General features: G+C 72.4%; 18 protein-coding genes. 9 read left to right on the forward strand and 9 right to left on the reverse strand.

Features of this window, described 5'->3' with window-relative positions; translation table 11 throughout:
• The first annotated feature begins 177 nt into the window (after positions 1–177).
• Complete coding sequence (gene gcvP / locus AC3IX6_RS32120; RefSeq protein WP_489366798.1) at positions 178–3,063, forward strand: aminomethyl-transferring glycine dehydrogenase; 2,886 nt, start codon at positions 178–180, stop codon at positions 3,061–3,063.
• Between the two features lie 71 nt (positions 3,064–3,134).
• On the opposite strand, the gene AC3IX6_RS32125 is transcribed toward gcvP, so the two are convergent.
• Positions 3,135–3,341 carry a DUF5999 family protein gene (locus AC3IX6_RS32125; protein WP_112451479.1) on the reverse strand — a complete coding sequence of 69 codons (207 nt, stop codon included), beginning with the start codon at positions 3,339–3,341 and terminating at the stop codon, positions 3,135–3,137.
• 269 nt (positions 3,342–3,610) lie between these two features.
• Entirely contained in the window at positions 3,611–4,231 is a 621-nt protein-coding gene (locus AC3IX6_RS32130; protein WP_469688305.1) for a hypothetical protein, read from the reverse strand.
• A 513-nt stretch (positions 4,232–4,744) separates the two neighbouring features.
• On the opposite strand from AC3IX6_RS32130, the gene AC3IX6_RS32135 reads away from it, so the two are divergent.
• Together AC3IX6_RS32135 and AC3IX6_RS32140 are read left to right on the forward strand one after the other, a co-directional pair.
• Entirely contained in the window at positions 4,745–6,292 is a 1,548-nt protein-coding gene (locus AC3IX6_RS32135) for a glutamate-cysteine ligase family protein (protein ID WP_489366799.1), read from the forward strand.
• A gap of 226 nt (positions 6,293–6,518) precedes the next feature.
• Complete coding sequence (locus AC3IX6_RS32140) at positions 6,519–7,262, forward strand: CPBP family intramembrane glutamic endopeptidase (RefSeq protein WP_489371623.1); 744 nt, start codon at positions 6,519–6,521, stop codon at positions 7,260–7,262.
• 31 nt (positions 7,263–7,293) lie between these two features.
• On the opposite strand, the gene AC3IX6_RS32145 is transcribed toward AC3IX6_RS32140, so the two are convergent.
• Positions 7,294–8,112: a PhzF family phenazine biosynthesis protein gene (locus AC3IX6_RS32145; protein ID WP_489366800.1), complete on the reverse strand. Its 819-nt coding sequence runs from the start codon at positions 8,110–8,112 to the stop codon at positions 7,294–7,296.
• A gap of 281 nt (positions 8,113–8,393) precedes the next feature.
• On the opposite strand from AC3IX6_RS32145, the gene AC3IX6_RS32150 reads away from it, so the two are divergent.
• Entirely contained in the window at positions 8,394–9,005 is a 612-nt protein-coding gene (locus tag AC3IX6_RS32150) for a PadR family transcriptional regulator (RefSeq protein WP_489366801.1), read from the forward strand.
• 92 nt (positions 9,006–9,097) lie between these two features.
• Here AC3IX6_RS32150 and AC3IX6_RS32155 read toward each other — a convergent pair whose 3' ends face one another.
• Positions 9,098–9,526 (reverse strand): type II toxin-antitoxin system Rv0910 family toxin, encoded by a 429-nt coding sequence (locus tag AC3IX6_RS32155; protein WP_266910679.1) that lies wholly within the window; start codon positions 9,524–9,526, stop codon positions 9,098–9,100.
• A gap of 202 nt (positions 9,527–9,728) precedes the next feature.
• Between AC3IX6_RS32155 and AC3IX6_RS32160 the strand changes: the two genes are divergently transcribed.
• Entirely contained in the window at positions 9,729–10,688 is a 960-nt protein-coding gene (locus AC3IX6_RS32160; protein ID WP_489366802.1) for an EamA family transporter, read from the forward strand.
• A gap of 165 nt (positions 10,689–10,853) precedes the next feature.
• The gene (locus AC3IX6_RS32165; RefSeq protein ID WP_489366803.1) at positions 10,854–11,912 is read left to right on the forward strand and encodes a DMT family transporter; all 1,059 of its coding nucleotides are present in this window, start codon (positions 10,854–10,856) and stop codon (positions 11,910–11,912) included.
• Here the strand turns inward: AC3IX6_RS32165 and AC3IX6_RS32170 are convergent.
• Positions 11,899–12,630 (reverse strand): pyridoxamine 5'-phosphate oxidase family protein, encoded by a 732-nt coding sequence (locus tag AC3IX6_RS32170; RefSeq protein WP_489366804.1) that lies wholly within the window; start codon positions 12,628–12,630, stop codon positions 11,899–11,901. The genes AC3IX6_RS32165 and AC3IX6_RS32170 overlap by 14 nt on opposite strands.
• 37 nt (positions 12,631–12,667) lie before the next feature.
• On the opposite strand from AC3IX6_RS32170, the gene AC3IX6_RS32175 reads away from it, so the two are divergent.
• The gene (locus tag AC3IX6_RS32175) at positions 12,668–13,999 is read left to right on the forward strand and encodes an aminotransferase class I/II-fold pyridoxal phosphate-dependent enzyme (RefSeq protein WP_489366805.1); all 1,332 of its coding nucleotides are present in this window, start codon (positions 12,668–12,670) and stop codon (positions 13,997–13,999) included.
• Between the two features lie 32 nt (positions 14,000–14,031).
• Here AC3IX6_RS32175 and AC3IX6_RS32180 read toward each other — a convergent pair whose 3' ends face one another.
• Positions 14,032–15,042 carry a DMT family transporter gene (locus AC3IX6_RS32180; RefSeq protein WP_489366806.1) on the reverse strand — a complete coding sequence of 337 codons (1,011 nt, stop codon included), beginning with the start codon at positions 15,040–15,042 and terminating at the stop codon, positions 14,032–14,034.
• A gap of 75 nt (positions 15,043–15,117) precedes the next feature.
• On the opposite strand from AC3IX6_RS32180, the gene AC3IX6_RS32185 reads away from it, so the two are divergent.
• A complete protein-coding gene (locus AC3IX6_RS32185) occupies positions 15,118–16,074 on the forward strand; it encodes a LysR family transcriptional regulator (RefSeq protein WP_489366807.1) in 957 nt (318 codons plus the stop codon).
• Here AC3IX6_RS32185 and AC3IX6_RS32190 read toward each other — a convergent pair.
• A complete protein-coding gene (locus tag AC3IX6_RS32190) occupies positions 16,071–16,496 on the reverse strand; it encodes a pyridoxamine 5'-phosphate oxidase family protein (RefSeq protein WP_489371624.1) in 426 nt (141 codons plus the stop codon). The two genes, AC3IX6_RS32185 and AC3IX6_RS32190, sit on opposite strands and share 4 nt — an antisense overlap.
• 169 nt (positions 16,497–16,665) lie before the next feature.
• Between AC3IX6_RS32190 and AC3IX6_RS32195 the strand changes: the two genes are divergently transcribed.
• The gene (locus AC3IX6_RS32195; RefSeq protein WP_489366808.1) at positions 16,666–17,280 is read left to right on the forward strand and encodes a cysteine hydrolase family protein; all 615 of its coding nucleotides are present in this window, start codon (positions 16,666–16,668) and stop codon (positions 17,278–17,280) included.
• Positions 17,281–17,343: 63 nt separating this feature from the next.
• On the opposite strand, the gene AC3IX6_RS32200 is transcribed toward AC3IX6_RS32195, so the two are convergent.
• Together AC3IX6_RS32200 and AC3IX6_RS32205 are read right to left on the reverse strand one after the other, a co-directional pair.
• Positions 17,344–19,371 (reverse strand): glycosyl hydrolase family 8, encoded by a 2,028-nt coding sequence (locus AC3IX6_RS32200; RefSeq protein ID WP_489366809.1) that lies wholly within the window; start codon positions 19,369–19,371, stop codon positions 17,344–17,346.
• 270 nt (positions 19,372–19,641) lie between these two features.
• Positions 19,642–23,013 carry a CHAT domain-containing protein gene (locus AC3IX6_RS32205; protein ID WP_489366810.1) on the reverse strand — a complete coding sequence of 1,124 codons (3,372 nt, stop codon included), beginning with the start codon at positions 23,011–23,013 and terminating at the stop codon, positions 19,642–19,644.
• Positions 23,014–23,047: the final 34 nt, after the last annotated feature.

The following is a 23,047-nucleotide window of genomic DNA, read 5'->3' on the forward strand; positions in this document are numbered from 1 at the left end:
CGGGTACCGGGCGCGCAGTGCCGGTCCCTCTCCTCACCGACGGTGAAAGCCGGTCCTCGTGGGCGATCCCCGCGCGGCCCGGTGAAGCTCTCAGGTTGTGATGACAGAGGGGGAGGCCGTCCGGGTGCCCGCGCCGTGGTGCCCCTCGCAGGTCGTACGACCAGGAGGCCTCCGTACATGACCGCCAACCGCATTTCGCTCTCCCAGCTGGAGCGAGGCATCCCCTTCGAGCAGCGCCACATCGGCCCGGATGCCGAGGCGCAGGCGAAGATGCTCGCCCATGTGGGCTACGGCTCCCTGGACGAGCTCACCGCAGCCGCGGTGCCGGATGTGATCAAGACCACCGCCGCGCTGAACCTGCCCGAGGCGCGGACCGAGGCCGAGGTGCTCGCCGAGCTGCGTGAGCTCGCCGACCGCAACCAGGTCCTTGCTCCGATGATCGGGCTGGGTTACTACGGCACCTTCACGCCGCCGGTGATCCTGCGCAACGTCATGGAGAACCCGGCCTGGTACACGGCGTACACGCCGTACCAGCCGGAGATCTCCCAGGGCCGCCTCGAAGCCCTGCTGAACTTCCAGACCGTCGTCGCCGAGCTGACCGGCCTGCCGACCTCCGGTGCCTCCCTGCTCGACGAGGGCACGGCGGCCGCCGAGGCCATGACCCTGGCCCGCCGCGTGGGCAAGGCCAAGGGCAACGTCTTCCTCATCGACGCCGACGCGCTGCCGCAGACCATCGCGGTGATCGAGACCCGTGCCGAGCCGATCGGCATCGAGGTCGTCGTCGCCGATCTGAGCGAGGGGATTCCGGCCGAGATCGCCGAGCGCGGCGTTTACGGCGTGCTCCTCCAGTACCCGGGTGCTTCCGGCGCCGTGCGGGAGATCAAGCCGGTCATCGAGCAGGCGCACGCGCTCGGCGCCATCGTCGCCGTCTCCGCCGACCTGCTCGCCCTGACGCTGCTGACCTCGCCGGGCGAGCTGGGCGCGGACATCGCCGTCGGCACCACCCAGCGCTTCGGCGTCCCGATGGGCTTCGGCGGACCGCACGCCGGCTACATGGCCGTCCAGGCCAAGCACGCCCGCTCGCTGCCCGGCCGCCTCGTCGGCGTCTCGGTGGACGCGGACGGCAACAAGGCCTACCGCCTGGCGCTGCAGACCCGTGAGCAGCACATCCGCCGCGAGAAGGCCACCAGCAACATCTGCACCGCGCAGGTGCTCCTCGCCGTCATGGCCGGCATGTACGCCGTCTACCACGGCCCGGACGGGCTGCGGACGATCGCCCGCCGCACCCACCGCTACGCCAGCCTGCTGGCCGCGGGCCTGACGGCCGGCGGGGTCGAGGTCGTGCACGGCTCCTACTTCGACACCCTCACCGTCCGGGTTCCGGGCCGGGCCGCCGAGGTCGTGGCCGCCGCCCGCGAGGGTGGCGTGAACCTCTTCCAGGTCGACGCCGACCTCGTCTCCATGGCCTGTGACGAGACGACCCTGCGCGCCACCGTCGAAGCCGTCTGGGCCGCCTTCGGCGTCACGGCGGACATCGAGGCGCTGGACGCGAGCACCGCCGAGGCGCTGCCCGAGGGCCTGCTGCGCTCGGACGAGTACCTGACGCACCCGGTCTTCCACCAGCACCGCTCCGAGACCGCGATGCTGCGCTACCTGCGCAAGCTCTCGGACAAGGACTACGCGCTGGACCGCGGCATGATCCCGCTGGGCTCCTGCACCATGAAGCTCAACGCGACCACCGAAATGGAGTCGGTCACCTGGCCCGAATTCGGCCAGTTGCACCCCTTCGCCCCGGTCGAGCAGGCCGAGGGGTACCTCACGCTCATCACCGAGCTGGAGGAACGTCTCTGCGAGGTCACCGGCTACGACAAGGTCTCCATTCAGCCGAACGCCGGCTCCCAGGGTGAACTCGCCGGCCTGCTGGCCGTCCGCGCCTACCACCGGGCGAACGGCAACGAGCAGCGCACCGTCTGCCTGATCCCGTCCTCCGCGCACGGCACCAATGCCGCGAGCGCCGTGATGGCCGGCATGAAGGTGGTCGTCGTCAAGACCGCCGACGACGGCGAGGTGGACGCGGACGACCTGCGCGCCAAGATCGAGCAGTACCGCGACGAGCTCGCCGTGCTGATGATCACGTACCCCTCCACGCACGGTGTGTTCGAGGAGCACGTCGCCGACATCTGCGCCCAGGTGCACGACGCCGGCGGCCAGGTCTACGTGGACGGCGCCAACCTCAACGCCCTGGTGGGCCTGGCCAAGCCGGGTCACTTCGGCGGCGACGTCTCGCACCTGAACCTGCACAAGACCTTCTGCATCCCGCACGGCGGCGGCGGTCCGGGCGTCGGCCCGGTCGGTGTCCGGGCGCACCTGGCCCCGTACCTGCCCAACCACCCGCTCCAGCCGACCGCCGGTCCCGAGACGGGCGTCGGCCCGATCTCGGCCGCTCCGTGGGGCTCGGCCGGCATCCTGCCGATCTCCTGGTCGTACGTGCGCCTGATGGGTGGCGAGGGCCTCAAGCGCGCCACCCAGGTGGCGGTGCTCGGCGCCAACTACATCGCCAAGCGCCTGGAGCCGCACTACCCGGTGCTCTACACCGGCCCGGGCAACCTGGTCGCGCACGAGTGCATCATCGACATGCGCCCCCTGTCGAAGGCGACGGGCGTGAGCATCGACGACATCGCCAAGCGCCTGATCGACTACGGGTTCCACGCGCCGACCATGTCCTTCCCGGTCGCCGGCACGCTCATGATCGAGCCGACGGAGTCCGAGGACCTCGCCGAGATCGACCGCTTCTGCGACGCGATGATCGCCATCCGCGCCGAGATCGAGCGGGTCGCGGGCGGCGAGTGGCCGGTGGACGACAACCCGCTGGCCAACTCCCCGCACACGGCGGCGGCGCTGGGCGGCGAGTGGAACCACCCGTACACCCGCGACGAGGCCGTCTTCCCGGGCGGGGTGTCGGCCGCGGAGAAGTACTGGCCGCCGGTGCGCCGCATCGACGGTGCCTTCGGCGACCGGAACCTGGTGTGTTCCTGCCCGCCGCTGGACGAGTACGACAACTGATGAAGTGACGTGACGAAGGGGCCGGTCCGGGAGTTCTCTCCTGGGCCGGCCCCTTTCGTTTCCGTCGTCGGCTAGGCCGCCTTCATCACCTGCGTCGCCGCGAGCGGGCGGTGCGGGGCGATGATCTGGCCGTCCGGCAGCAGCTCACCGGTGTCCTCGAACAGCAGGACGCCGTTGCACAGCAGGCTCCAGCCCTGTTCCGGGTGAACGGCCACGGGGTGCGCGGCCTCCCGATCGGCGGAGTCGGCGGACGGGCATGCTGGCTTGTGCTGGCACATGGATGCGTTCTTTCGCTGCGGTGTGGTCTGTGTGCTGCGGCTCGATGCGTTGTTCATGGCCGCCCCCCGTATCAACGACTTGGCTCGGTCAGAGTCCCCAGTGTTCCCCCACGGCACGGTGTCCGGAGGGATTTCCCGGCAGCTGTCCTCATAGATTGATGACGCATCACCCGTGCGGGCGGTTCAGCTCAACTCCCCTGTCATTTCGGATGGTTCACGGGGGGCCCGAGTGGGCTAGGCCGAATGGGCAGAACCGGCCAGGGGCCGGTTCAGGCGGCCGGCGCGGCCATGGAGGGCGGCACCGGGGGAGCCGTCGGCGTGAGCCGGTGGGTCAGTACGGGCAGCAGCTCGGACACGGGGTGCGGGCGGTAGGCGGCGATGCCCGGCGGGGCGGGGGCGAGGGGGACCAGGAGGTCGGCGGCGGCCGGCAGGCCGGCGGAGGCATCGGCGCCCACGGATCCGTGCAGCCACAGGGTCAGCATGTACAGCTCCGGTACGGACAGCAGGCGCGGCTGGTAGTTCTTGCCGAGCGATTCGGCCTGGCGCAGCGCGCGTTCGGTGGCGGCGACGTAGGGGCCCTCGAAGAAGTGGGAGAAGGCCCATCCGTCCGGGGTCAGCCGGGTGTCGGCCGCCGCGACGTAACGGTCCCCGCTGCGGATCAGGAACCGCCAGCCGGTCAGCCGGGTGCGCGGCGGCCTGCCGCCGGCGGTCAGGCCGGAGATGTGCAGCCGGTCCAGGACGTGGACGGGCAGCGGCAGTTCGGCGGTCATCGGTCCCTGGAGGGAGCGCAGGGCCGGGGTGTGCGCCTCGTGGACGGCGGTGGGGGAACCGAGGGCCGCGAGGACGCTGCGCAGGGCGGGCGCGGGAGCCGGAGGGACGTGCAGCGGCATGATGGGTCGCCTCTCGCTTGGGAGACCTGTGGAACGGGGCGGGTACGGGGTGCGGACGGCGCTGTCGCATTCTGGGGTCAGAGGGGGGCTGAGGGGCAATGACCGCGCGCCAACTCTCTGCCTCGCTTGCGGAGTTTATCTGACATGTGTTCACGCAGTGTTTCGGCTAGCTGTCCCGCCTATTGCCGACAAGGCGGTTACCGGTCCCGCTGACGTGGCATTCATGCCGGGTGCGCGCAAAAATTCCGCGCTGACCTCGGAGGTTACCGGATGGGGGCTCGGCTGAAAAGCGTCGGTTATCGGTAACCGGCAAGGTCTACGCTGTATTTGCGTAGAGGGGCTTGCCAGGTGAATGTGCCAAAGCGCCCGTCGGCCAAACCGGCGCGCGCTCCCCGCCAGTCGCGCCCCTTCCGCGTTATCGATCACGCCGCCGGGGCATCATCGACCGTAACGCGCGCCCGGGCGGCGGAGCCATTGTCCGCCGGCCGGGCCCAGTCGAGGAGGGACGCTCCGATGGGGGAGAAGGTCGTGGCGGGCGGATTCGACCTGTCCGATCGGCAACGGTACCGGAGGAAGCTTCACGAGTGCCTGGAGGTACTGGAGCGACTTCTGGAGGAGAAGAGGTTCGATCGCCCCAAGAACATGATGGGGCTGGAGATCGAGTTGAATCTCGCGGGTGCCGACGGGTTGCCGAGAATGGTGAATGCGCAGGTCCTCGAGCGTATTGCGAGCAACGATTTCCAGACCGAACTGGGAATGTTCAACCTGGAGGTGAACGTACTTCCGCACCGGCTCGGCGGCCGGGTATTCGACCAGCTCGCCGAGGAACTGAGCGCGGGTCTCGGCTATGCCCACCGACAGGCTCTGGAGGTCGACGCCGGGGTGGTCATGATCGGAATTCTGCCGACGATCTCCCGCACCGACCTGGTCACCGCCAACCTCTCGGCGGTGGACCGCTACTCCCTGCTCAACGAGCAGATCCTGATGATGCGGGGCGAGGACTTCGTCCTCGACATCGAGGGGGTCGAGCGGCTGACCTGGACCTCCGGGTCGATCGTCCCGGAGGCCGCCTGCACCTCCGTACAACTGCACCTGCAGGTGACCCCGGCACGGTTCGCGGACGTGTGGAACGCGGCCCAGGCGGTGGCGGCCGTACAGATAGCCGTGGGCGCCAACTCGCCCTTCCTGTTCGGGCGGGAGCTGTGGCGGGAGTCGCGGCCCCCGCTCTTCCAGCAGGCCACCGACACCCGGCCGCCCGAGCTCCAGGCGCAGGGGGTGCGTCCGCGCACCTGGTTCGGCGAGCGGTGGGTGGACTCGGCGTACGAGCTCTTCGCCGAGAACGTCCGCTACTTCCCGGCGCTGCTGCCGATCTGCGACGAGGAGGAGCCGCTGCGGGTGCTCGCCGAGGGCGGGGTGCCGAGCCTGCAGGAGCTGGTGCTGCACAACGGCACCGTCTACCGCTGGAACCGGCCCGTCTACGGGGTCGCCGACGGGGTGCCGCACCTGCGCGTGGAGAACCGGGTGCTGCCCGCCGGCCCGACGGTGGCCGACGTCGTCGCCAACGCGGCCTTCTACTACGGGCTGGTACGGACGCTCGCGGACGAACAGCGCCCGGTGTGGAGCCGGCTGCCCTTCGCGGAGGCGGAGGCCAACTTCGACGCGGCCTGCCGCTACGGCATCGACGCCCGGCTGCGCTGGCCGCGCCGGGGCCGGGGCGGGGGGCTGGCGAGCGTGCCCGCGGTCCGGCTGGTGCTGGAGGAGCTGCTGCCGATGGCGGCCGCCGGACTGGACGCGTGGGGGATCGAGCCCGCCGACCGGGACCACTACCTCGGCATCATCGAAGAGCGGTGCCGGCGCCGGGTGAACGGGGCGACCTGGCAGGTGGACACCTACCACCGGGCCCTCGCGGGCGGGCTGGAGCGGGACGCGGCGCTGGCCGCGACCACGCGCCGCTACAGCGAGCTGAGTCACCGGGGCGATCCCGTGCACACCTGGCCGGCGGGGCTGGGGGGTGGCGCCGCGGCGGCCGGACCGGCGAGTGGGGCGGCGGCCGTGGACTGAATTCCGCGTTCCGTGCGGTTCCGTGTGGTCCCGTGCCGGTCCCGCGCGGTCTCGTCCGGTCCCGCCCGGTGATCCCCTTGCTCCGTGGAGGAGGCAGTATGGGGTGATCGGGGCGGGACGCCCCGCGAGATGTCGCAGCGGTGCGGGACGGGAGACGGGCGTGCGGACGGAGCCGGAACCGGAGGTCGGGGAGCTCGAGCTCGGCGAGCGTGCGAGCGGGCGCGGGATGCTGCGCACCGAGACGCTGCTCGTGCTCGCGCTGTCCCTGGGCGCGAGCGGGGTCTCGGCGCTGATCAGCTTCATCGGCTCGCTGACCAAGCCGGGCGGGCTCAAGGACCAGGCCGCCACGCTCAACGGCTCGTACGCCCCCGGCCGGCCCTGGCTGGACCTGGCCTGGCAGCTGTTCGGCATCGCGAGCGCCCTCGTCCCCGTCCTGCTCGTCGCGCACCTGCTGACCCGTGAGGGCGCGCCCGGGCTGAAGGTACTGGGCTTCGACCGCACCCGGCCCTGGTGGGACCTGGGCCGGGGAGCGCTCGTCGCCGCCTGCATCGGCAGCGCGGGACTGGCCTTCTACCTGGGGGCGCGGGCGACCGGCTTCAACCTCACGGTGGTGCCGGAGGCGCTGCCCGACGTGTGGTGGAAGTTCCCCGTGCTGATCCTCTCCGCGGTGCAGAACTCCGTGGTGGAGGAGGTCATCGTGCTGGCCTACCTGCTGCGCAGGCTCGGGCAGCTCGGCTGGTCGCCGATGGCCGCGCTGATCGCCAGCTCCGTGCTGCGCGGCTCGTACCACCTCTACCAGGGCATCGGCGGATTCATCGGCAACGTGGTGATGGGCGTGGTGTTCGTCCTCGCCTACCGGCGCTGGGGCCGGGTCGGTCCGCTCGTCGTCGCGCACGCGCTGCTCGACATCGTGGCCTTCGGCGGGTACGCCCTGCTGGCGGGCAAGGTGGGCTGGCTGCCCACCCCGTAGGCCCCACGGCGTAGGCCCAGTGCCCGGCCGCCTACGGTGCGGTGAGGAGTTCGCCGTCGATGACCGTGACCGCGCGCCCGATCAGCAGCGTACGGTCGCCCAGCAACCGGACCCGGACGAGGCCGGTGCGGGCTCCGCCCTGGAGGCCGACGAGCTCCGTGCGGCCCAGCCGGCCTGCCCAGAAGGGGGCCAGGGCGGTGTGGGCGGAGCCGGTGACCGGGTCCTCGTCGATGCCGAGCGCGGGGAAGAAGCCGCGCGAGACGAAGTCGTAGCCGCGCGAGGGGTCCTCGGCCGCCGCGGTGACGACGATCCCGCGCCGGGAGTGGCCGCGGAGGGCGGCCAGGTCCGGCGCGAGCTCCCGTACGGCCCGCTCGTCGGCGAGCTCCACCACGAGGTCCCCGATGTGCGCCGAGGTGTCGTGGACCGACTTGACCGGGGCGCCGAGCGCGCGCTCCACGGCGGGGTCCGGATCGACCTCGGTCAGGGAGGAGGTCGGGAAGTCCATGACCAGGGTCCCGTCCCCGGCGGCCGTGACCTCCAGGATTCCGCAGCGCGCGGAGAAGCGGACCGTCCCGGTCACGAGGCCGCTCTCGGCCAGGACGTGGGCGGTGGCCAGGGTCGCGTGGCCGCACATGTCGACCTCGGCGGCCGGGGTGAACCAGCGCAGCGCCCAGTCCGCGTCGCCGCCCGGCGGGAGGGGGTGGGCGAAGGCGGTCTCGGAGAGGTTGACCTCGGCGGCGACCTGCTGGAGCCAGGCGTCCGGCGGGAACCCGCCTTCGAGGAGCAGGACCCCGGCGGGGTTCCCGCCGAAGGGGCGGTCGGTGAAGGCGTCGACGATTCGGATGCGCATGTCACCGACGGTAGGGACGCGGCGGAGCCGCCTGCAAAGGCCAATTCGGGATGACTGGACTGGTCACCCGCCCGTGTTCCCGGCCACCTCTCCCTGCGCCGCGGCGATCCGGTCCTCGGTGGACTCCACGATGTCGCCCGTCTCCTCCGGGCGGGCCGGCGGGCACGGGGTGTTCGTTGAGTGAGTTTCCGATATATCGTTGACGCATCGCGATGGGTCAACGATAGTAGAGGCATCGCATCAGCGACAACGAATCACCGAATGAGGAAAGGAGCGCAGTCATGCGTTCGCACGGACAGCACGGACACGACCACGGACATGAGCACGGACGGGGTCACGGCCACTGCGGGCCGGACCGTCGGGAGGAGTTCCAGCGGCGGCGTGCCGCCTTCGGGCCGTTCGGGCCGCCCTTCGGCGGCGGGCCCTTCGGTGGCCGCGGCGGGCCGCGCGGCCGGGCCCGGCGGGGTGATGTGCGCGCCTCCATCCTGGCGCTGCTCACCGACCGGCCGATGCACGGCTACGAGATGATCCAGGAGATCGGCGAGCGCAGCGGCGGGGCGTGGAAGCCCAGCCCGGGGTCGGTCTACCCGACCCTGCAGCTGCTGGAGGACGAGGGCCTCATCACCAGCGAGAGCGAGGGCGGCAAGAAGCTGTTCACGCTCACCGACGCCGGTCGCACCGAGGCCGGGTCCGGCCCGGACGCCCCCTGGGCGGAGGCCGGCCGGGGCTTCGACTTCGAGGCGATGAACGAGGTCCGGACGGCCGGCTTCGGCCTGATGGAGGCCTTCGGGCAGGTCTTCAAGACCGGCACTCCCGCGCAGCGGGAGAAGGCCCTCACCGTCATCAACGACGCCCGCAAGAAGCTCTACCTGATCCTGGCCGACGAGCACTGAGCCACCCGACACGACGGCGCGCCCCGCGGGAATCCCGCGGGGCGCGCCGTCGTGTCCGTGGGCGTACGGACCTGCTCGTTCGGGAGTGGTGCTCAGGCGACCAGGCCGGAGAGCTTGCGGAGCGACTCGTTCAGGGCGGCGGTGGCCGAGTCCTTGAGCTTGCCCGCCATGAGGGAGACCGCGGCGCCGGTGAACTCGCCGTCGATGCGGACGGTGGTGGCCCCGCCGTCCGGGATCAGCGTGTAGCGGGTCAGGACGGCGACGCCCATCGGGCCCTTGCCGGTGATCGCGAAGACGCGCTCGTCCTCCAGCTCCGAGACCGTCCAGAGGACCTCGGCGGGGAAGCCCATCATCTTCATGTTCTCGGCGAAGGTGGATCCCACCGCCAGGGTCTCGGGGCCGCCCTTCGGGAAGTTGGTGTGGGTCATGCTCCACTGGCCGTAAGCGTCCCAGTCGGTCAGCTGGGACCAGAGCTTCGCGGCGGACGCCTCGATGCGTGATTCCGCGGTGACTTCAGCCATGCGACCACCCCTTCTCGTCAGGTACGTGCGGCGGAAGGTAGTCCCGGCGGACGCAACATTCAAGACTGACGACCTGTCAGATATGGAGCGGCGGGGCGGAGCGGGGCGGGTGCGGGCCCGGCCGGTGTCGGGTCGGTCTCGGGAGCGTCTCAACAGGCGTCACGGCCACGTCGCTCCTGACGGAGCCTGCCATGATGTCCGAATGCAAGCGTCAGGGAGACATGCCGGACTGGGCCTCGCCCTCATTTCGGCAATCGCGTTCGGTGGTTCGGGTGTGGCGGCGAAGCCGCTGATCGAGGCGGGTCTGGACCCCCTCCACATGGTCTGGCTCAGGGTGGCCGGGGCGGCGCTCGTGCTGTCCCCGCTGGCCTGGCGCCATCGCGATCTCGTACGCCGCAAACCCCTGCTGCTCGCGGGCTTCGGCCTCGTCGCCGTGGCCGGGGTCCAGGCCTTCTACTTCGCCTCCCTGTCCCGGATCCCGGTCGGCGTGGCCCTCCTGCTGGAGTACCTCGGCCCCGCGCTGCTGCTCGGCTGGATCCGCTTCGTGCAGCGCAGGCCCGTGACCCGGGCCGCCGCGGCCGGCGCGGCCGTGGCCGTCGTGGGCCTCGCCTGCGTGGTGCAGATCTGGGCCGGGCTGAGCCTCGACCCGCTCGGCGTGGTGCTCGGCCTCGCGGCCGCCTGCTGCCAGGCCTTCTACTTCGTCTTCGCCGACCAGGGCAGCGACGGGGACGACGTGCCCGACCCGATGGGCATGATCGCGTACGGCATGATCGTCGGCACCCTCGTGATGACCGTGATCGCCCGCCCCTGGCAGATCGACTGGCAGGTACTGGGCGGCGACGCGGCGCTCGGGGACCTGATGGTGCCCGCGCCGGTGCTGCTCGGCTGGGTGGTGCTGATCGCGACCGTGTTCGCGTACCTGACCGGCGTGGTCTCCGTGCGCAAGCTGTCGCCGCAGGTCGCGGGCGTGGTGGCCTGCCTGGAAGCGGTCGTGGCGACCGTACTGGCCTGGGTGCTCCTCGGAGAGCACCTCTCGACCTGGCAGATCATCGGCGGCGCGCTCGTGCTGGGCGGGGCCTTCATCGCGCAGACCTCCCGGAAGGTCCCGCCCGGGGTCGCGGAGCCGGTGGCCGCCCTGGACCGCGACCCGAGCAAGGTCTAGGCTCTCGATCATGCCGACGACCGTGCTTCCGCCTCCCGCCGCCTAGCGCGGGCGGCTGCCACCACGTAGGAGAACCCGGCCCGGGCCGTGACCCGGGCGGATTCGCGCTGCCCGCGAAGCGATGACCTGCACTTTTCATCCTTCACGCACGCGCGGAGACCTCTCGTGTCGATTCAGTCGGTCCAGTCGGACCACACGCCCGCCACCGGGCGCAGCCTGCTCTTCCTCGTCATCGCCGGAACCGCCTGGGGCACGGCGGGGGCGGCGGCCTCGCTGCTCTACCTCGCCAGTGACCTCGGCCCGCTCGCCCTGTCGTTCTGGCGGTGCGCGGGCGGGCTGGCGGTACTGCTCCCGGTACTCGCCGTACGACGCCGCAGCCCGCGGGGCGCAGGGGCGGGCGCCGTTCGGGCGCGGGCCTCGGTGGGGTCGCTCATCGGGACCGGGCTGCTGTTCACCCTCTTCCAGTCCGCCTACTTCGCCGCCGTGCGCGAGACCGGCCTGGCCGTGGCCACCGTGGTCACCCTCGGATCGGGGCCCGTGCTCATCGCGCTCGGGGCCCGCTACTGGATGGGGGAGCGGCTCGGCCGGGGCGGGACCGTCGCGGTCGTCGGGGCGCTGGCCGGGCTGGCCGTACTCGTCCTCGGCAGCGGAGGCGGCGAGGTGCGGCCGCTCGGCGTCGGCTGGGCGCTGCTGTCGGCCTCCGGCTACGGGGCCATGACCCTGCGGGCCCGGCTGCTCGGGCGGCGCGGGACGGGAGGTGACCCGCTGGTCACCACCGTCTGGTCGGTCGGGGTGGGCGCGGCGTGCCTGTTGCCGTTCGCCCTGGTGGAGGGGCTGATGCCGCACACCGCGGAGCCCGTCCGGGTGCTCTGGCTGCTCGCCTACATGGCCACCGTGCCGACCGCGCTGGCCTACGCGCTCTACTTCAGCGGGGCCGCCGCGGTTCGGGCCGCGACGGTCTCCGTGATCATGCTGATCGAGCCCGTCGGCGCGGCGGCGATCGCCGTCCTGGTGCTCGGGGAGCGGCTGACCGGCCCGGTGGCGCTGGGCACCGTACTCCTGCTGACGGCCGTGGGGGCGCTGATCGCCGCCGAGTCGCGGCGGCCGGCGGAGGCCCAGTCCCCGCAGACGCGGGAGGAGGCGACGCCGGACGGGCAGACGGGGGAGGGCGGGCCGGAGGTCCGGCCCGCCCTTGCCGACGAGGCGGCCGTCAGAGTGCGGTGACGTAGTCCGGGACGGGGATGCCCGGGGCGAGGTCGGCGGCCGGGACCGGGGTCCCGTACGCCGGCGCGACCGGGACCACGCCGGACCAGAACGGCAGTGTCAGGTCCTCGGCGTCGTCGCCCGGGCCGCCGCTGCGGACCTTGGCGGACACCTCGTTCAGGTCCAGGCGGATCACGGCGGTGGCCGCGAGCTCCTTGGCGTTCGCCGGCCGGGAGTCGGCCGAGCGGCCCGGAACGACCTGGTCGACGAGGGCGTTGAGCGCGATCCGGCGCTCCTCGGGGTCGGTGACCTCGTAGGCGGTGCCGTGCACGACCACCGAGCGGTAGTTGAGCGAGTGGTGGAAGGCGGAGCGGGCCAGGACGAGGCCGTCGAGGTGCGTCACGGTGAGGCAGACCGGCAGCCCCGGGTCGGCCTTGCGGGCGGCGAGGAGCGGGCGCGAGCCGGTGGAGCCGTGCACGTAGAGGGTCCGGCCGACCCGGCCGAAGAGGGTCGGCAGGACCACCGGCGCGCCGTCGCGGATGAAGCCGAGGTGGCAGAGGTAGGCCGCGTCCAGTATCGAGTGCACCGTCTCGTGGTCGTAGTGCGCGCGGTCGCGGTACCGGCTCGGAACGGTACGGTCGGTGGGCGCGTACCCGGCGGCCGACGCCTCGGTGGGCGTGGGCGCGGCCGCTGCCGTCGACGTCTCCGTGGTGGTCTCGGGGGCAGGCGTGACGCTCATCGTGCGGACTCCGTTGTATTAGTGCATACTTGGCTTTGTGCTAGGAGAGTATCTGATCATCGGGCGGCGCGCATCGGAAATCGCCGCGAGTGTGGAAGCGGGCGTCGCCTCGGGCGAGCTCGCGCCGGGAGCGTTGTTGCCGCCGATGCGGGAGCTCGCCGGAGTGCTGGGGGTGAACCCCAACACCGTGGCCGCCGCGTACCGCACGCTGCGCGAACGCGGGGTCATCGAGACCGACGGGCGCCGCGGCAGCCGGGTGCGGGCCCGCCCCGCGACCGCGCCGCGCGACGAACTGCGGATGACCGTCCCGGCGGGGGTGCGCGACATCGCCTCCGGCAACCCGGACGTGCGGCTGCTGCCCGCGCTGGACGAGGCCCTGGCGGGCGCGGCCCGCCGGTACGCCGCCGAGCCGACGCTCTACGGCCACGACCCGGTCGTCCCGGAGCTGGCCCGGCTGGCCAGGGCCGCCTTCGACGCGGACGGGGTGCCGGCCGGGGAGGTGGCGGTGACCTCGGGAGCGCTGGACGGCATCGAACGGGTACTCGCCGCACACCTGCGGCCCGGGGACGCGGTGGCGGTCGAGGACCCGGGGTGGGGGAGCGTGCTCGACCTGGTCCCGGCGCTGGGGCTGAGGGTGGTGCCGGTGGCCGTGGACGACGACGGACCGCTGCCCGGCTCGGTGGAACGGGCGCTCGCGCAGGGGGTCCGGGCCCTGCTCGTGACGGCCCGGGCGCAGAACCCGACCGGGGCGGTGGTGAGCGCGGAGCGGGCCGCGGAGCTGCGGGCGGTGCTCGCCGGGCATCCGGAGGTGCTGGTCATCGACGACGACCACGGACACGGCATCGTGGACCTGCCGCTGAACGCGCTGGGCGGGGCGACCCGCCACTGGGTGCTGATCCGCTCCACCGCGAAGGGGTACGCGCCGGATCTGCGGCTCGCCGTGCTGACCGGTGACGGGGTGACACTCGACCGGGTCCGGGGGCGGCAGCGACTGGGCCCGGGGTGGGTGAGCAGGCTGCTGCAGTACACCGCGGTGGAGCTGTGGAAGGCCGGTGCGGTCGACCACGCGGCGGTCGCGCGGTCCTACGCCGAGCGCCGGGACGGGCTGGTCGCGGCGCTGGCCCGGCGCGGGGTGCGCGCGCAGGGGCGGAGCGGCATGAACGTGTGGGTGCCCGTCGCCGAGGAGACGGCGGTGGTGACACGGCTGCTGGGCGCGGGCTGGGCGGTGGCGCCGGGAGCGCGGTTCCGGGTGGAATCGGGGCCGGCCGTGCGGATGACGATGTCGACGCTGTCCCCGGCGGACGTGCCGGGGCTGGCGGAGGCGGTGGCCTCGGCTGTCCGCCCGGCGGCCGGGGGGCGGCTCGACTGAGGGCCTGACCGGCAAGATCCGAAAGAGACGGCCTAGCGGCGTCGGGTCTGCGTGAGGGCCGCGCCGGCCAGGACGACGGCCGCGCCCACCGGAGTGTTCCAGTGGAGCTGTTCGTCCAGGAGGAGGACGCCCGCCGTCGTCGCGATGACCGGGATGAAGTACGTGACCATCTGCGCGGTGGTCGGGCCGATCTCCGTGACCAGGCCGTACTGCATCTGGAGGGCCATGCCCGTGCCCAGGGCGCCCAGGGCGATCACCGACAGGGTCGGCCAGAGCGGGAACGAGGTGGGCGCCGAGGTGAACAGTGCGCTGATCACTGCCAGTTGGAGCGTCGAGGCCAGGAGCTGGGCTCCGGTCAGGGCGACCGGGGAGCCCGGTGTGGAGGCCAGGGTGCGGCGTACGTAGATCCAGCCGATCGGGTAGCAGAGCGCGGCCAGCAGGGCGAGCGTGGTGCCCTTGGCGTCGAGACCCGAGAAGCCCTGCCAGGCGCCGAGGACGGTCAGGACGCCGAGGAAGCCCAGGCCCAGGCCCGCGAAGCGGCGGCGCGTCGGGCGGTCCTCCGAGAGCGCGACCAGGGACAGGGCCATGCCCCACAGGGGTGAGGTGGCGTTGCAGATGCCCGCCAGGCTGGAGGGGATGCTCAGTTCCGCGTACGCGAAGAGGGAGAACGGGGCGGTGTTGAGCAGCAGCGCCGCCACCGTCAGGTGGGCCCACGTGCGCCGGCCCCGGGGGAGCGGTTCGCGGCGGATCAGGAGCACCGTGAGCAGGGCGAGCGCCCCGAAGAAGACCCGGCCGAGGGCGACCTGGAACGGGGCGTACGCCTCCGTGCCCACCTTGATCAGCAGGAAGCTGAAGCCCCAGATCACCGAGAGGACCGCGAAGCGCAGGCGCCAGTCCAGCCGGGCGGTGGCGAGGGCCTTGGCGGCCGGGCCGTCTGCGGGGGGCGGGGTGGGTGCCGGGGCGGGGGTCGGGGACAGGCGTGGGGCGGTGGTGCCGGGTGGAACCGGGGTGCTCGGTGGGACCGGGGTGCTGGGGGCGCTCATGACAGCCACCTTCGCCCCTCGTGACCTCGTAGGACAAGCGAAAGTTGTTGGGCGTGACGTCGTAGGATTGCTTACATGTTGAACTTGGAGCGGCTGCGCACCCTCGACGCACTCGCCCGCCACGGCTCCGTCAGCGGCGCCGCCGACGGGCTCCACGTCACCACCTCCGCCGTGTCCCAGCAGATGGCCAAACTGGAACGGGAGGTCGGCCAGCCCCTCCTGGCCAAGAACGGGCGCGGGGTGCGGCTCACCGATGCCGGCCGGCTCCTCGCCGAGCACGCGGCCCGGATCATCTCCCAGGTCGAGCTCGCCCAGGCCGATGTCGAGGCCCGGCGCGGGTGCGCGGTCGGCGAGCTGCGGATCGGCGCCTTCCCGACCGCCATGCGGGGGCTGCTGCCGCAGGTCCTGGCGGAGTTGCGGGCCGAGCACCCCGAACTGCGGCCCCGGGTACGGGAGCAGGAGCCGGAGGAGAGCATGACGGCGGTGGTCCGGGGCGACCTGGACATGGCCCTCGCCATCGACTGGCACAACAAGCGGATGCCGGTACCGGCCGAGCTCACGCGGGCCCATCTCCTGGACGACTGCATGGACATCGCGGTGCCGGCGGGGCATCCGCTGGCCGGCCGCGCCGGGATCTCGCTGGCCGAGTTCGGCGAGGACGACTGGATCTCCTGGACCGAGGGGCAGTTCTGCCACGAGTGGCTCGTCTCCACGCTGCGCGGCACCGGCATCGAGCCCCGGATCGCGCACATCGCCGAGGAGCACCACACCCAACTGGCCTTCGTCGAGGCCGGACTGGGCGTGTGCGTGGCCCCCCGGCTGGGGCGCGGACCCGTGCCGCCCGGCGTCCGGCTGCTGCCGGTGGCCGACAGCGTCCGGCGCCACGTGTACGTCGTCTGGCGGGCCGACGCCGACCGCCGGCCCTCGATCCGGGCCGCCGTCGAGGCCCTGAGGAGGGCGGCCTCCGCTGCTGCCGGGGAGGCCCGGGCGGTCGGCGGGGTGGTCGGCGGGGTGGCCGGCGGGGCGGTCTAGATCTTGCGGAAGTCCCAGGACACGATCGAGTCGGGTGTCAGCCGGATCCAGGCGTGCCGTCCGTCGTGCGGCATCTCCGTGATGCCGAAGTTCTTGACCGGGAAGAGCCGCTCCGGCTCCGCCAGTTCCTCGCACGGCTCGCCCGTGCGGGGGGCCTCGCCCACGAAGACGGCCGTACCGGACAGTTCGACCCCGCGCAGCTCGTCGTAGGCCTCGCCGGAGTCCACGACCACCGAGATGCGGGGATCCTTGCGGAGGTCGGACCAGCGGCGGCTGCGCGTGATCGAGTACAGCCACAGGGAGGTGCCGTCCCAGACGAACCAGAGCGCGCCCACGTGCGGGCGCCCGTCCGGGGAGACCGTGGCCACCCGGCAGGTGCGCTGCTCGCGCAGGAAGGCGTCCGTTTCCTCGCCGGTCATCATGATGCGGCGGCCCCGCCGCTGCGCCCTGTCCGCGGATGCCGTTTCCGCGGATGCCGTTTCCGTGGGTGTCCCGTCCAGCTGCGTGCTGTCCATGTGGTCCGCGCCCCTTCACATCTGACTATGTGTCAGGAATCATGCGTGCTCTTCCGTCGCCACGCCAGGGGGAGCCATGGCCGATCTCGATCCCGCCACCACCGCACTGCTCACCGTCGAGTGCCAGAACGGTGTCGTCGGTGAGGAGAGCGCCCTGCCCGAACTGGCGAAGGAGGCGCGGGACTCCGGCATGCTGGACCGGGTCGCCGCGCTGGTCGAGGCCGCGCGCGGGGCCGGGGTGCAGGTGCTGCACGCGGTTGCCGAGCGGCGGCCGGACGGGCGCGGGGCCAATGCCAACGCACGGCTGTTCCGGGCGGCGGGGAAGCTGCCGGTGCGCCAGTTGGCCGGCAGCCCGGCCGTGGAGGTCGCCGCGCCCATCACCGTCGCCGAGCAGGACCTCGTGGTGCGCCGGCTGCACGGGCTCTCCCCGATGGCCGGCACCGACCTGGACGCCCTGCTGCGCAACCTCGGTGTCCGCACCCTCGTCGTGACCGGGGTCTCCTCCAACATCGCGATCCCGAACACCGTCTTCGACGCGGTGAACCTCGGCTACCAGGTCGTGGTCCCCTCCGACGCCATCGCCGGGGTGCCCGCGGCCTGCACCGCCGAGGTGATCCGCAACTCCCTCTCCCTCGTCGCGGCCATCACCACGGCCGAAGCCCTCATCGCCCAGTGGTCCCCGGCGCGCTGAACACGGGTACGGCCGCACCAGCCGGTGCGGCCGTACCGTCAACTTCTTTTCAAGCCAAGGGTGTTACGGGACCCAGTGGTTCCCGGAGGCGGTGATCATGACCTGGAGCTGGATGCTCGCCGAGAAGTAGCTGCTGGTGTCGATCGGGGCGGCCAGCATCTTGTTCCAGAGCGCGTCCAGCCAGGCCTGGCTGCCCGGGTCGGTCATGGCCGCCAGCGCGAACGGGGCGAAGTACGCCGCCTCGCTCCCGGCGGAGATCTGCGTGCCGTCGAGCTTGTAGCCGATGGCTATCTTGTTCGGGTCTCCGCCCGTCTTGGCCTTGATCCAGGTGTTGAGCTTCCGTGCCGACGCGAGGGACTTGGCGTCCCCGCTGGTCACCGCGTCGTCCGCGATGCGCCACGGGGTCCGGCAGGCGTTCCACCAGTAGGCGCCGTCGTTCGGGTCCTCGAGGACCTGGCCGGGGGCGGGCTTGGGGGTGGTGTTGGTGTTGACGACGAAGTCGGGCAGGAGCCCGGTGTTCGGCGCGTAGGACGCCTGCAGGTTGGTGATCTGGTTCTGGTGCGCGGTGCGGACGGTGTCCCAGGCCGCGTCGCCGGTCGCCGTCCGGAAGGCCCGGAAGTGGTCGACCATCCAGTCCGAGGTGCGGGTGATCCAGTAGTACTGGTCGCCAGAGCTGCTCCAGTCGCCCAGCTTGAGCAGGTTGGTGGACGGATTGAGCTCGTCCTTCTTGATCGCGTTGATGTGCTTGATCGCGAGGGCCTTGTAGTTGTACGTGCCCGAGCTGCCCCACTGCTTGTCGGCGAGCAGCAGCCCGTACGCGACGTCCATGTCGCCGTCGGTCGCGCCGTCACCGCCGTTGACGCTCCGGCAGGCGGTGTCCTGCTCCGCGGCCAGCAGGTCGGGGTTGACCGACGAGGGGTGGTCGATCGTCCACTTGGTCAGACCGTCGAAGATCTTCTTCGCGTCCGGGTCGGCGCCGGCCATCGTCGCGGCGATCACCATGCCGTACCCCTGCGCCTCGGCCACGTAGGGGTGGTCGGCGTCGGGGGAGATGACCTGGTACCAGCCGTTGCCGCAGTTCTGGCGGACGAAGGCGGACTTCCAGTGGGTGTAGTAGTCGATGGTCTTCTGGTCGAGCGTGCCCTGGGCGCCGCTCGGCTTCAGCGTCCCGGCGACGTACGGTCGGGTGTGGCTGCCGAACGGAACCGCCGTACCGGAGCCGCTCGCGGGCCGGGTGGTGACGCTGAGCGCGTTGCTCGCCGCGGAGGTGTTGCCCGCGGCGTCCCGTGCCTTGACCGTGTAGCCGTAGCCGGTGGAGGCCGTGAGGCCGGTGTCCGTGTACGAGGTCCCGGTGGCGGTCGTCACGAGCGTGGCGCCGCGGTAGATGTCGTAGCCGGTGACGCCCACGTTGTCGGTGGCGGCGTTCCAGGCCAGCGAGACGCTGTTCGCGGTGGTGGCCGTCGCGCGCAGACTGCCCGGAGTGCTCGGTGCGGTGGTGTCGGATCCGCCGGAGGCCGGGGAGCCGTAGACCTCGAACTCCCAGAGGGAGTAGCCGTACGCGGTGCCCCGCGCGGTGCCGTGCATGCGGACGTAGCGCCCGGTCCCGGTGAGCGTCAGGTCGTCGGTCGCTCCGTTCCCGGTGCTGGTGGAGTAGACGTCGGTCCAGTTCGTCCCGTCGCTGGAGGTCTGGATCTTGTACGTCTTCCCGTACGCGGCCTCCCAGTTGAGCTTCACCCGGCTGATGGTGTGCGCCGATCCGAGGTCGATGCGGATCCACTGCGGATCCACGCCCTCCGCGCTGGCCCAGCGGGTCGAGGCGTTGGCGTCCACGGCCTTGCCCGCCTCGAAGCCACCCCCTTCGATCGAGGACGCGGTCGTGGGCTTTCCGGTCGAGACCAGCGCCGCGGCGGACTCGGCCGCGGTGGCGGCAGTGGCCGAGACCCGGGCTCCGGCGGCCGTCGCGGCCGGGGTGCCGAGGGCGGTGAGGCCCGCCATGGCGGCGGCGAGGGCGGCGAAGCCCGCCAGCGGGCGGTGCCAGTGGGGGCGGCGGCGGTCTCTGTGCGCGGAGCGTTGCTGATGTGCTCGTGACATCGGGCGTCCTCGGGTGGGTGCTGCACGAGTGGGGGGAGCGGCCGGGTCGGGTCTCCCGGCCAATGGTTAGGAATGGTTCCTAACCATTGGCGGAGAGAGTAGAAACGGAACGGGGTGTCGCGCAAGACCCCGGGCGCGATCCATCGGCCGTGCGCGGCAGTTCACGCCGGAGTCACATCGCCCGCGGCCCCTACACGGTGCTGTCGCGCACGGCGATCCTGGCGGGCCGCGCGTCGGCCGCGCCGCCGCTGCCCGGCGCACCCGCCGCGTTCACGAACCCGATCCGGCTCGATTCCTGACCCGGGACCGGCCCGGATGGCCCTGGTGGACGAAGGCGGCCCAGACCGCCGGGTGGTCCAGCTCCGGACCGCCGGCCAGTTCCTCGAGCAGGCTGTCGCTGAGGGAACCCGGATCCTCGCGCTCCGGGTCGAGCATCCACATCTGGGCGGAGTGGAGCGCGTCCACCGGGCTCAGCCCCTCGACGGTCAGGTAGTGGTGGAACACGGCCATCATCAGGGCCGCGGCCGAGTCCCTGGTCGCCCACCGGGACCCCACCACGTCCCGCGCGCCGTTCGCCACGAAGGCGCTCGTCAGGGTGAGCGCCTCGTCGTGGTCGCGCTTGCTCAGGTCCGTCTCGCAGGCACTGAGCACGACCAGGGGGCCGTCGGGGGCGTTCTGCTCCCCCGTGGGGTGATCGAGCAGCCGCGAGACGGTCAGCAGGTCGGTGGTCCGGTTCCCCTCCGGCCCGTCCTTGTCGGGGGCCAGGCGCAGCGCCGACGCGGTCGGGTTGGTGCCGGCCGAACCGTGACAGGCCACGTGGAGCAGGGAGGGGGACCCGGCGAGGGCGGCGAGGAGGTCGCTCGGCGTGCCGGCCGCCGCGGGTTCGACGGGGGGCTCGTAGAACTCCCCGTACAGGCGCGCCCGCGGGTACAGGGTCTGCCGGAGCGCCAGCACCTCGAGCTCCGCGTACGGGAGGCTCATGGTCGGGTCCGCCACCAGGACGGGGGCGTCCGCCGGGGCCCGCCTGCCGAGCCGCACCGTGTTGAGGAACTGGCGGCCGGACGCCGCGTAGCTGATGACCATGATCTGGCACACGTAGTCACTGGGCGCCCCGGCCGGCAGCCGTGCCGCGTGCCAGGGCACGACACCCAGGCGGCCGCAGGGCACCAGCACGATCCTGGGCCCGCCGGGTCGGCCCCTGCGCCGGTTCTCGTTCGCGGCGAGCCGTTCGGCGACGCCCGAGATCACCGGGAGGATCACCGCGTCCGTCGCCCAGTCGCAGAGCTCGGACAGCGCGTCCTCCCAGGTCTGCGCGGCCCCGGGTGCGGGGGGCCGGACCTGATACGCGGCCGAGGCGTCGAGGAAACGCTCCAGGGGGCCGCTCTTCTCGCCGGACAGGAACGGCAGCGCCCGTACGCCGGTGCCCACGTCCGGGCCCAGCACGACCGCCATGCCCGGCGTGGTGCCCTCGCCGGCGAGCAGGTACACCAGTGCGTCCGCGTCGCTCTCGGCCAGCCCCGCCTTCAGCTCGTCGACCGTGGGGGTGCGGAAGAGGGCGCCGTCCCGCTCGCGGTGGCCCAGGGCCTCAAGGGCCCGGCGCCGCAGGGAACTCGGCAGCTCGCGGGGGAGCGCGTCGGGTACCGCTCCGGCTCCGGGTGGGGAGCCGTCCGCTCCCGGTGCCGCTCCCGGTGCCGGTGCCGCCGCGCGCCACTCCTGCGCGAGGCCGTGGTGGCCGCGGGCCTCCAGCAGTTCCGGTACGGCCCGGGAGGCGGACGCGGCTTGCAGCACCAGGGCCCGGCCCAGCTCCAGCGCGGCCACCGCCTCCTCGACCCGGCCATGGGAAGCGGCCCAGATGGCGGCCTGCACCCCGCGCTCGGCCCCGGTACGGGCGCTCAGCAGGCCGTGGTCGGTGCCCGACTGCAGGACGACGTCACCGGCGAGAGCCTGGAGGGATTCCATCGCCGCGTCCGTGGCGGCGTCCTGGTCGGCCTTGTCCCGGGTGAGGCGCAGACGCATCCGGTAGTACTCCGCGAGCTGCCACAGTGCGGGAAAGGCCACGAGCTGCGACCGGCCCTGCCGGACCTCGTCACGGACGTGCTCCAGCCCGCTGATGGCGGCGTCCAGGTCGGCGGGGTCCTGCGTGGCGGAGTACCGGAGGCCCGCCGTCATGGCGGCGAGGTAACGGGTGCTCGTCGAGGCGCCCGGGGGCGGCGGAGCGGGGCTGGGCAAGAGGTCCGCCGTACGGCTCATGACGGCCCGCGAGGCCCGCATCCCCTCGACGAGCGTGGCGAGTTGATCCGAGGGAAACGCGGCCTCGTCCGCCGGCCGGGCCGCCAGGGCGGCCTCCTGCTCCTCCAGACCGCGCAGGACGGTCTCCTCGTCAGCCGTGAGTACGCCGACCGCTACGAGTCCGGAACCGTGGAGGAGCATCACCATCCAGCGGAACGGATTCTCGGCGGCCACGGAGGCTTCCAGCGCTTCCAGTTCGCTCATCAGCCGCAGGAGCTCGCCCTCGTCCTCCCTCTCCAGTGCGGCCCGCATGCCGGCGAACAGACCGGTCGCCCGGGCCGCGACGGCCAGGTCGGCCCTTCTGGTATCGCCGTCCCCCGGTTGCGCGAAGTGGTCGACGATGGAATCCACGTGCCGGAGGGCCTCGGCGCCGTCGACCAGGCTGCCCCCGAGGGGTGCGGCCGTCTGCAGCACCATGCGCATCAGGTACTCGATCTCGGATGCCCGGTCGTGCCCCGTGGGCAGGCTGTCCAGCTGTCCGCCGAGCCGCTGGAGAAGCCGGTTGACGGTCTCGGGATCTCCGGTCCTCATCGCCTCCGACAGGCCGAGCACGGTGGTGAGCCACGCGTTGGTGGCGACAAGATCGGCCTGGTCCTCCGGCTCGGGTTCAGGCTCCGGAGCGGAAGTCGGCGCGGTGGTGCCCGGTTCCCGTGGGGCCGAGGGGTCGGGGCCCGGCGGGATCAGGCCCAGCAGCGTCTGCAGGTGATCCCTGAACGGAAGGTCGGGGGGCAGCATGGCCAGGAGCGCGGCGGGGTCGGAAAGGTCGCTCTGCACCATGTACGACAGGATGTCCTGCATCTGCTGCACAGGGCCCTGGAGTTCCGATGGCAGCATCGGCAGCTTGCCGATCTCGGCGGCCAGCGCCGCGACCCGTGCAGCCTCGGCGGCGTTCTGCGCGGTGGTTTTCGTCAAGGACTGGTCGAGGACGGACCACATGTCCGGGTGTGACCCGGGCGCGTGGCCCGGCTGCGCCGGGACCGACACCATCAGCACGAACATCGCCGCCCACTGCCTGCCCTCGTCCGTCATCAGCTCCCCGGCGGCCGTCGCCGGATCCCGCACCTCGTCCAGGAGGCTCCGGGCCCGTTCCGGGTCGCCCGGTCTGCCCTGTCCGGACACGTAGCGCTTGGCGTGCAGGGCGCCGAGCACCAGGGTGACCCTGCCGAGCAGCAGGCGGTCGTGGTCCAGGAGCTGCCGCAGCCTCGAGAGCTCGGCGATCGACCCCTCGAACTCCTCCGCGGGCACCGGGCGGTTCTCGTCCCCCCGCCCGATCAGGTGGGCCGCGCGTTCCGTCGCCCCGACGGCCCAGGCACGCACCGCCCGGACCCCGCCGGCCTCCTCCTCGTCCACCATGTCTCCGCGCCCCCGTCCGCCCCGGTGAATCCAT

The organism is Streptomyces sp. GL_141, from assembly GCF_057834385.1.

Excerpts from the sequence above, each read along its gene's own strand:
- gcvP (WP_489366798.1), top strand. The coding sequence starts at position 178 with ATGACCGCCAACCGCATTTCGCTCTCCCAGCTGGAGCGAGGCATCCCC.
- AC3IX6_RS32125 (WP_112451479.1), bottom strand. The coding sequence starts at position 3,341 with ATGTGCCAGCACAAGCCAGCATGCCCGTCCGCCGACTCCGCCGATCGG.
- AC3IX6_RS32130 (WP_469688305.1), bottom strand. The coding sequence starts at position 4,231 with ATGCCGCTGCACGTCCCTCCGGCTCCCGCGCCCGCCCTGCGCAGCGTC.
- AC3IX6_RS32135 (WP_489366799.1), top strand. The coding sequence starts at position 4,745 with ATGGGGGAGAAGGTCGTGGCGGGCGGATTCGACCTGTCCGATCGGCAA.
- AC3IX6_RS32140 (WP_489371623.1), top strand. The coding sequence starts at position 6,519 with ATGCTGCGCACCGAGACGCTGCTCGTGCTCGCGCTGTCCCTGGGCGCG.
- AC3IX6_RS32145 (WP_489366800.1), bottom strand. The coding sequence starts at position 8,112 with ATGCGCATCCGAATCGTCGACGCCTTCACCGACCGCCCCTTCGGCGGG.
- AC3IX6_RS32150 (WP_489366801.1), top strand. The coding sequence starts at position 8,394 with ATGCGTTCGCACGGACAGCACGGACACGACCACGGACATGAGCACGGA.
- AC3IX6_RS32155 (WP_266910679.1), bottom strand. The coding sequence starts at position 9,526 with ATGGCTGAAGTCACCGCGGAATCACGCATCGAGGCGTCCGCCGCGAAG.
- AC3IX6_RS32160 (WP_489366802.1), top strand. The coding sequence starts at position 9,729 with ATGCAAGCGTCAGGGAGACATGCCGGACTGGGCCTCGCCCTCATTTCG.
- AC3IX6_RS32170 (WP_489366804.1), bottom strand. The coding sequence starts at position 12,630 with ATGAGCGTCACGCCTGCCCCCGAGACCACCACGGAGACGTCGACGGCA.
- AC3IX6_RS32180 (WP_489366806.1), bottom strand. The coding sequence starts at position 15,042 with ATGAGCGCCCCCAGCACCCCGGTCCCACCGAGCACCCCGGTTCCACCC.
- AC3IX6_RS32185 (WP_489366807.1), top strand. The coding sequence starts at position 15,118 with ATGTTGAACTTGGAGCGGCTGCGCACCCTCGACGCACTCGCCCGCCAC.
- AC3IX6_RS32190 (WP_489371624.1), bottom strand. The coding sequence starts at position 16,496 with ATGATGACCGGCGAGGAAACGGACGCCTTCCTGCGCGAGCAGCGCACC.
- AC3IX6_RS32195 (WP_489366808.1), top strand. The coding sequence starts at position 16,666 with ATGGCCGATCTCGATCCCGCCACCACCGCACTGCTCACCGTCGAGTGC.
- AC3IX6_RS32200 (WP_489366809.1), bottom strand. The coding sequence starts at position 19,371 with ATGTCACGAGCACATCAGCAACGCTCCGCGCACAGAGACCGCCGCCGC.
- AC3IX6_RS32205 (WP_489366810.1), bottom strand. The coding sequence starts at position 23,013 with ATGGTGGACGAGGAGGAGGCCGGCGGGGTCCGGGCGGTGCGTGCCTGG.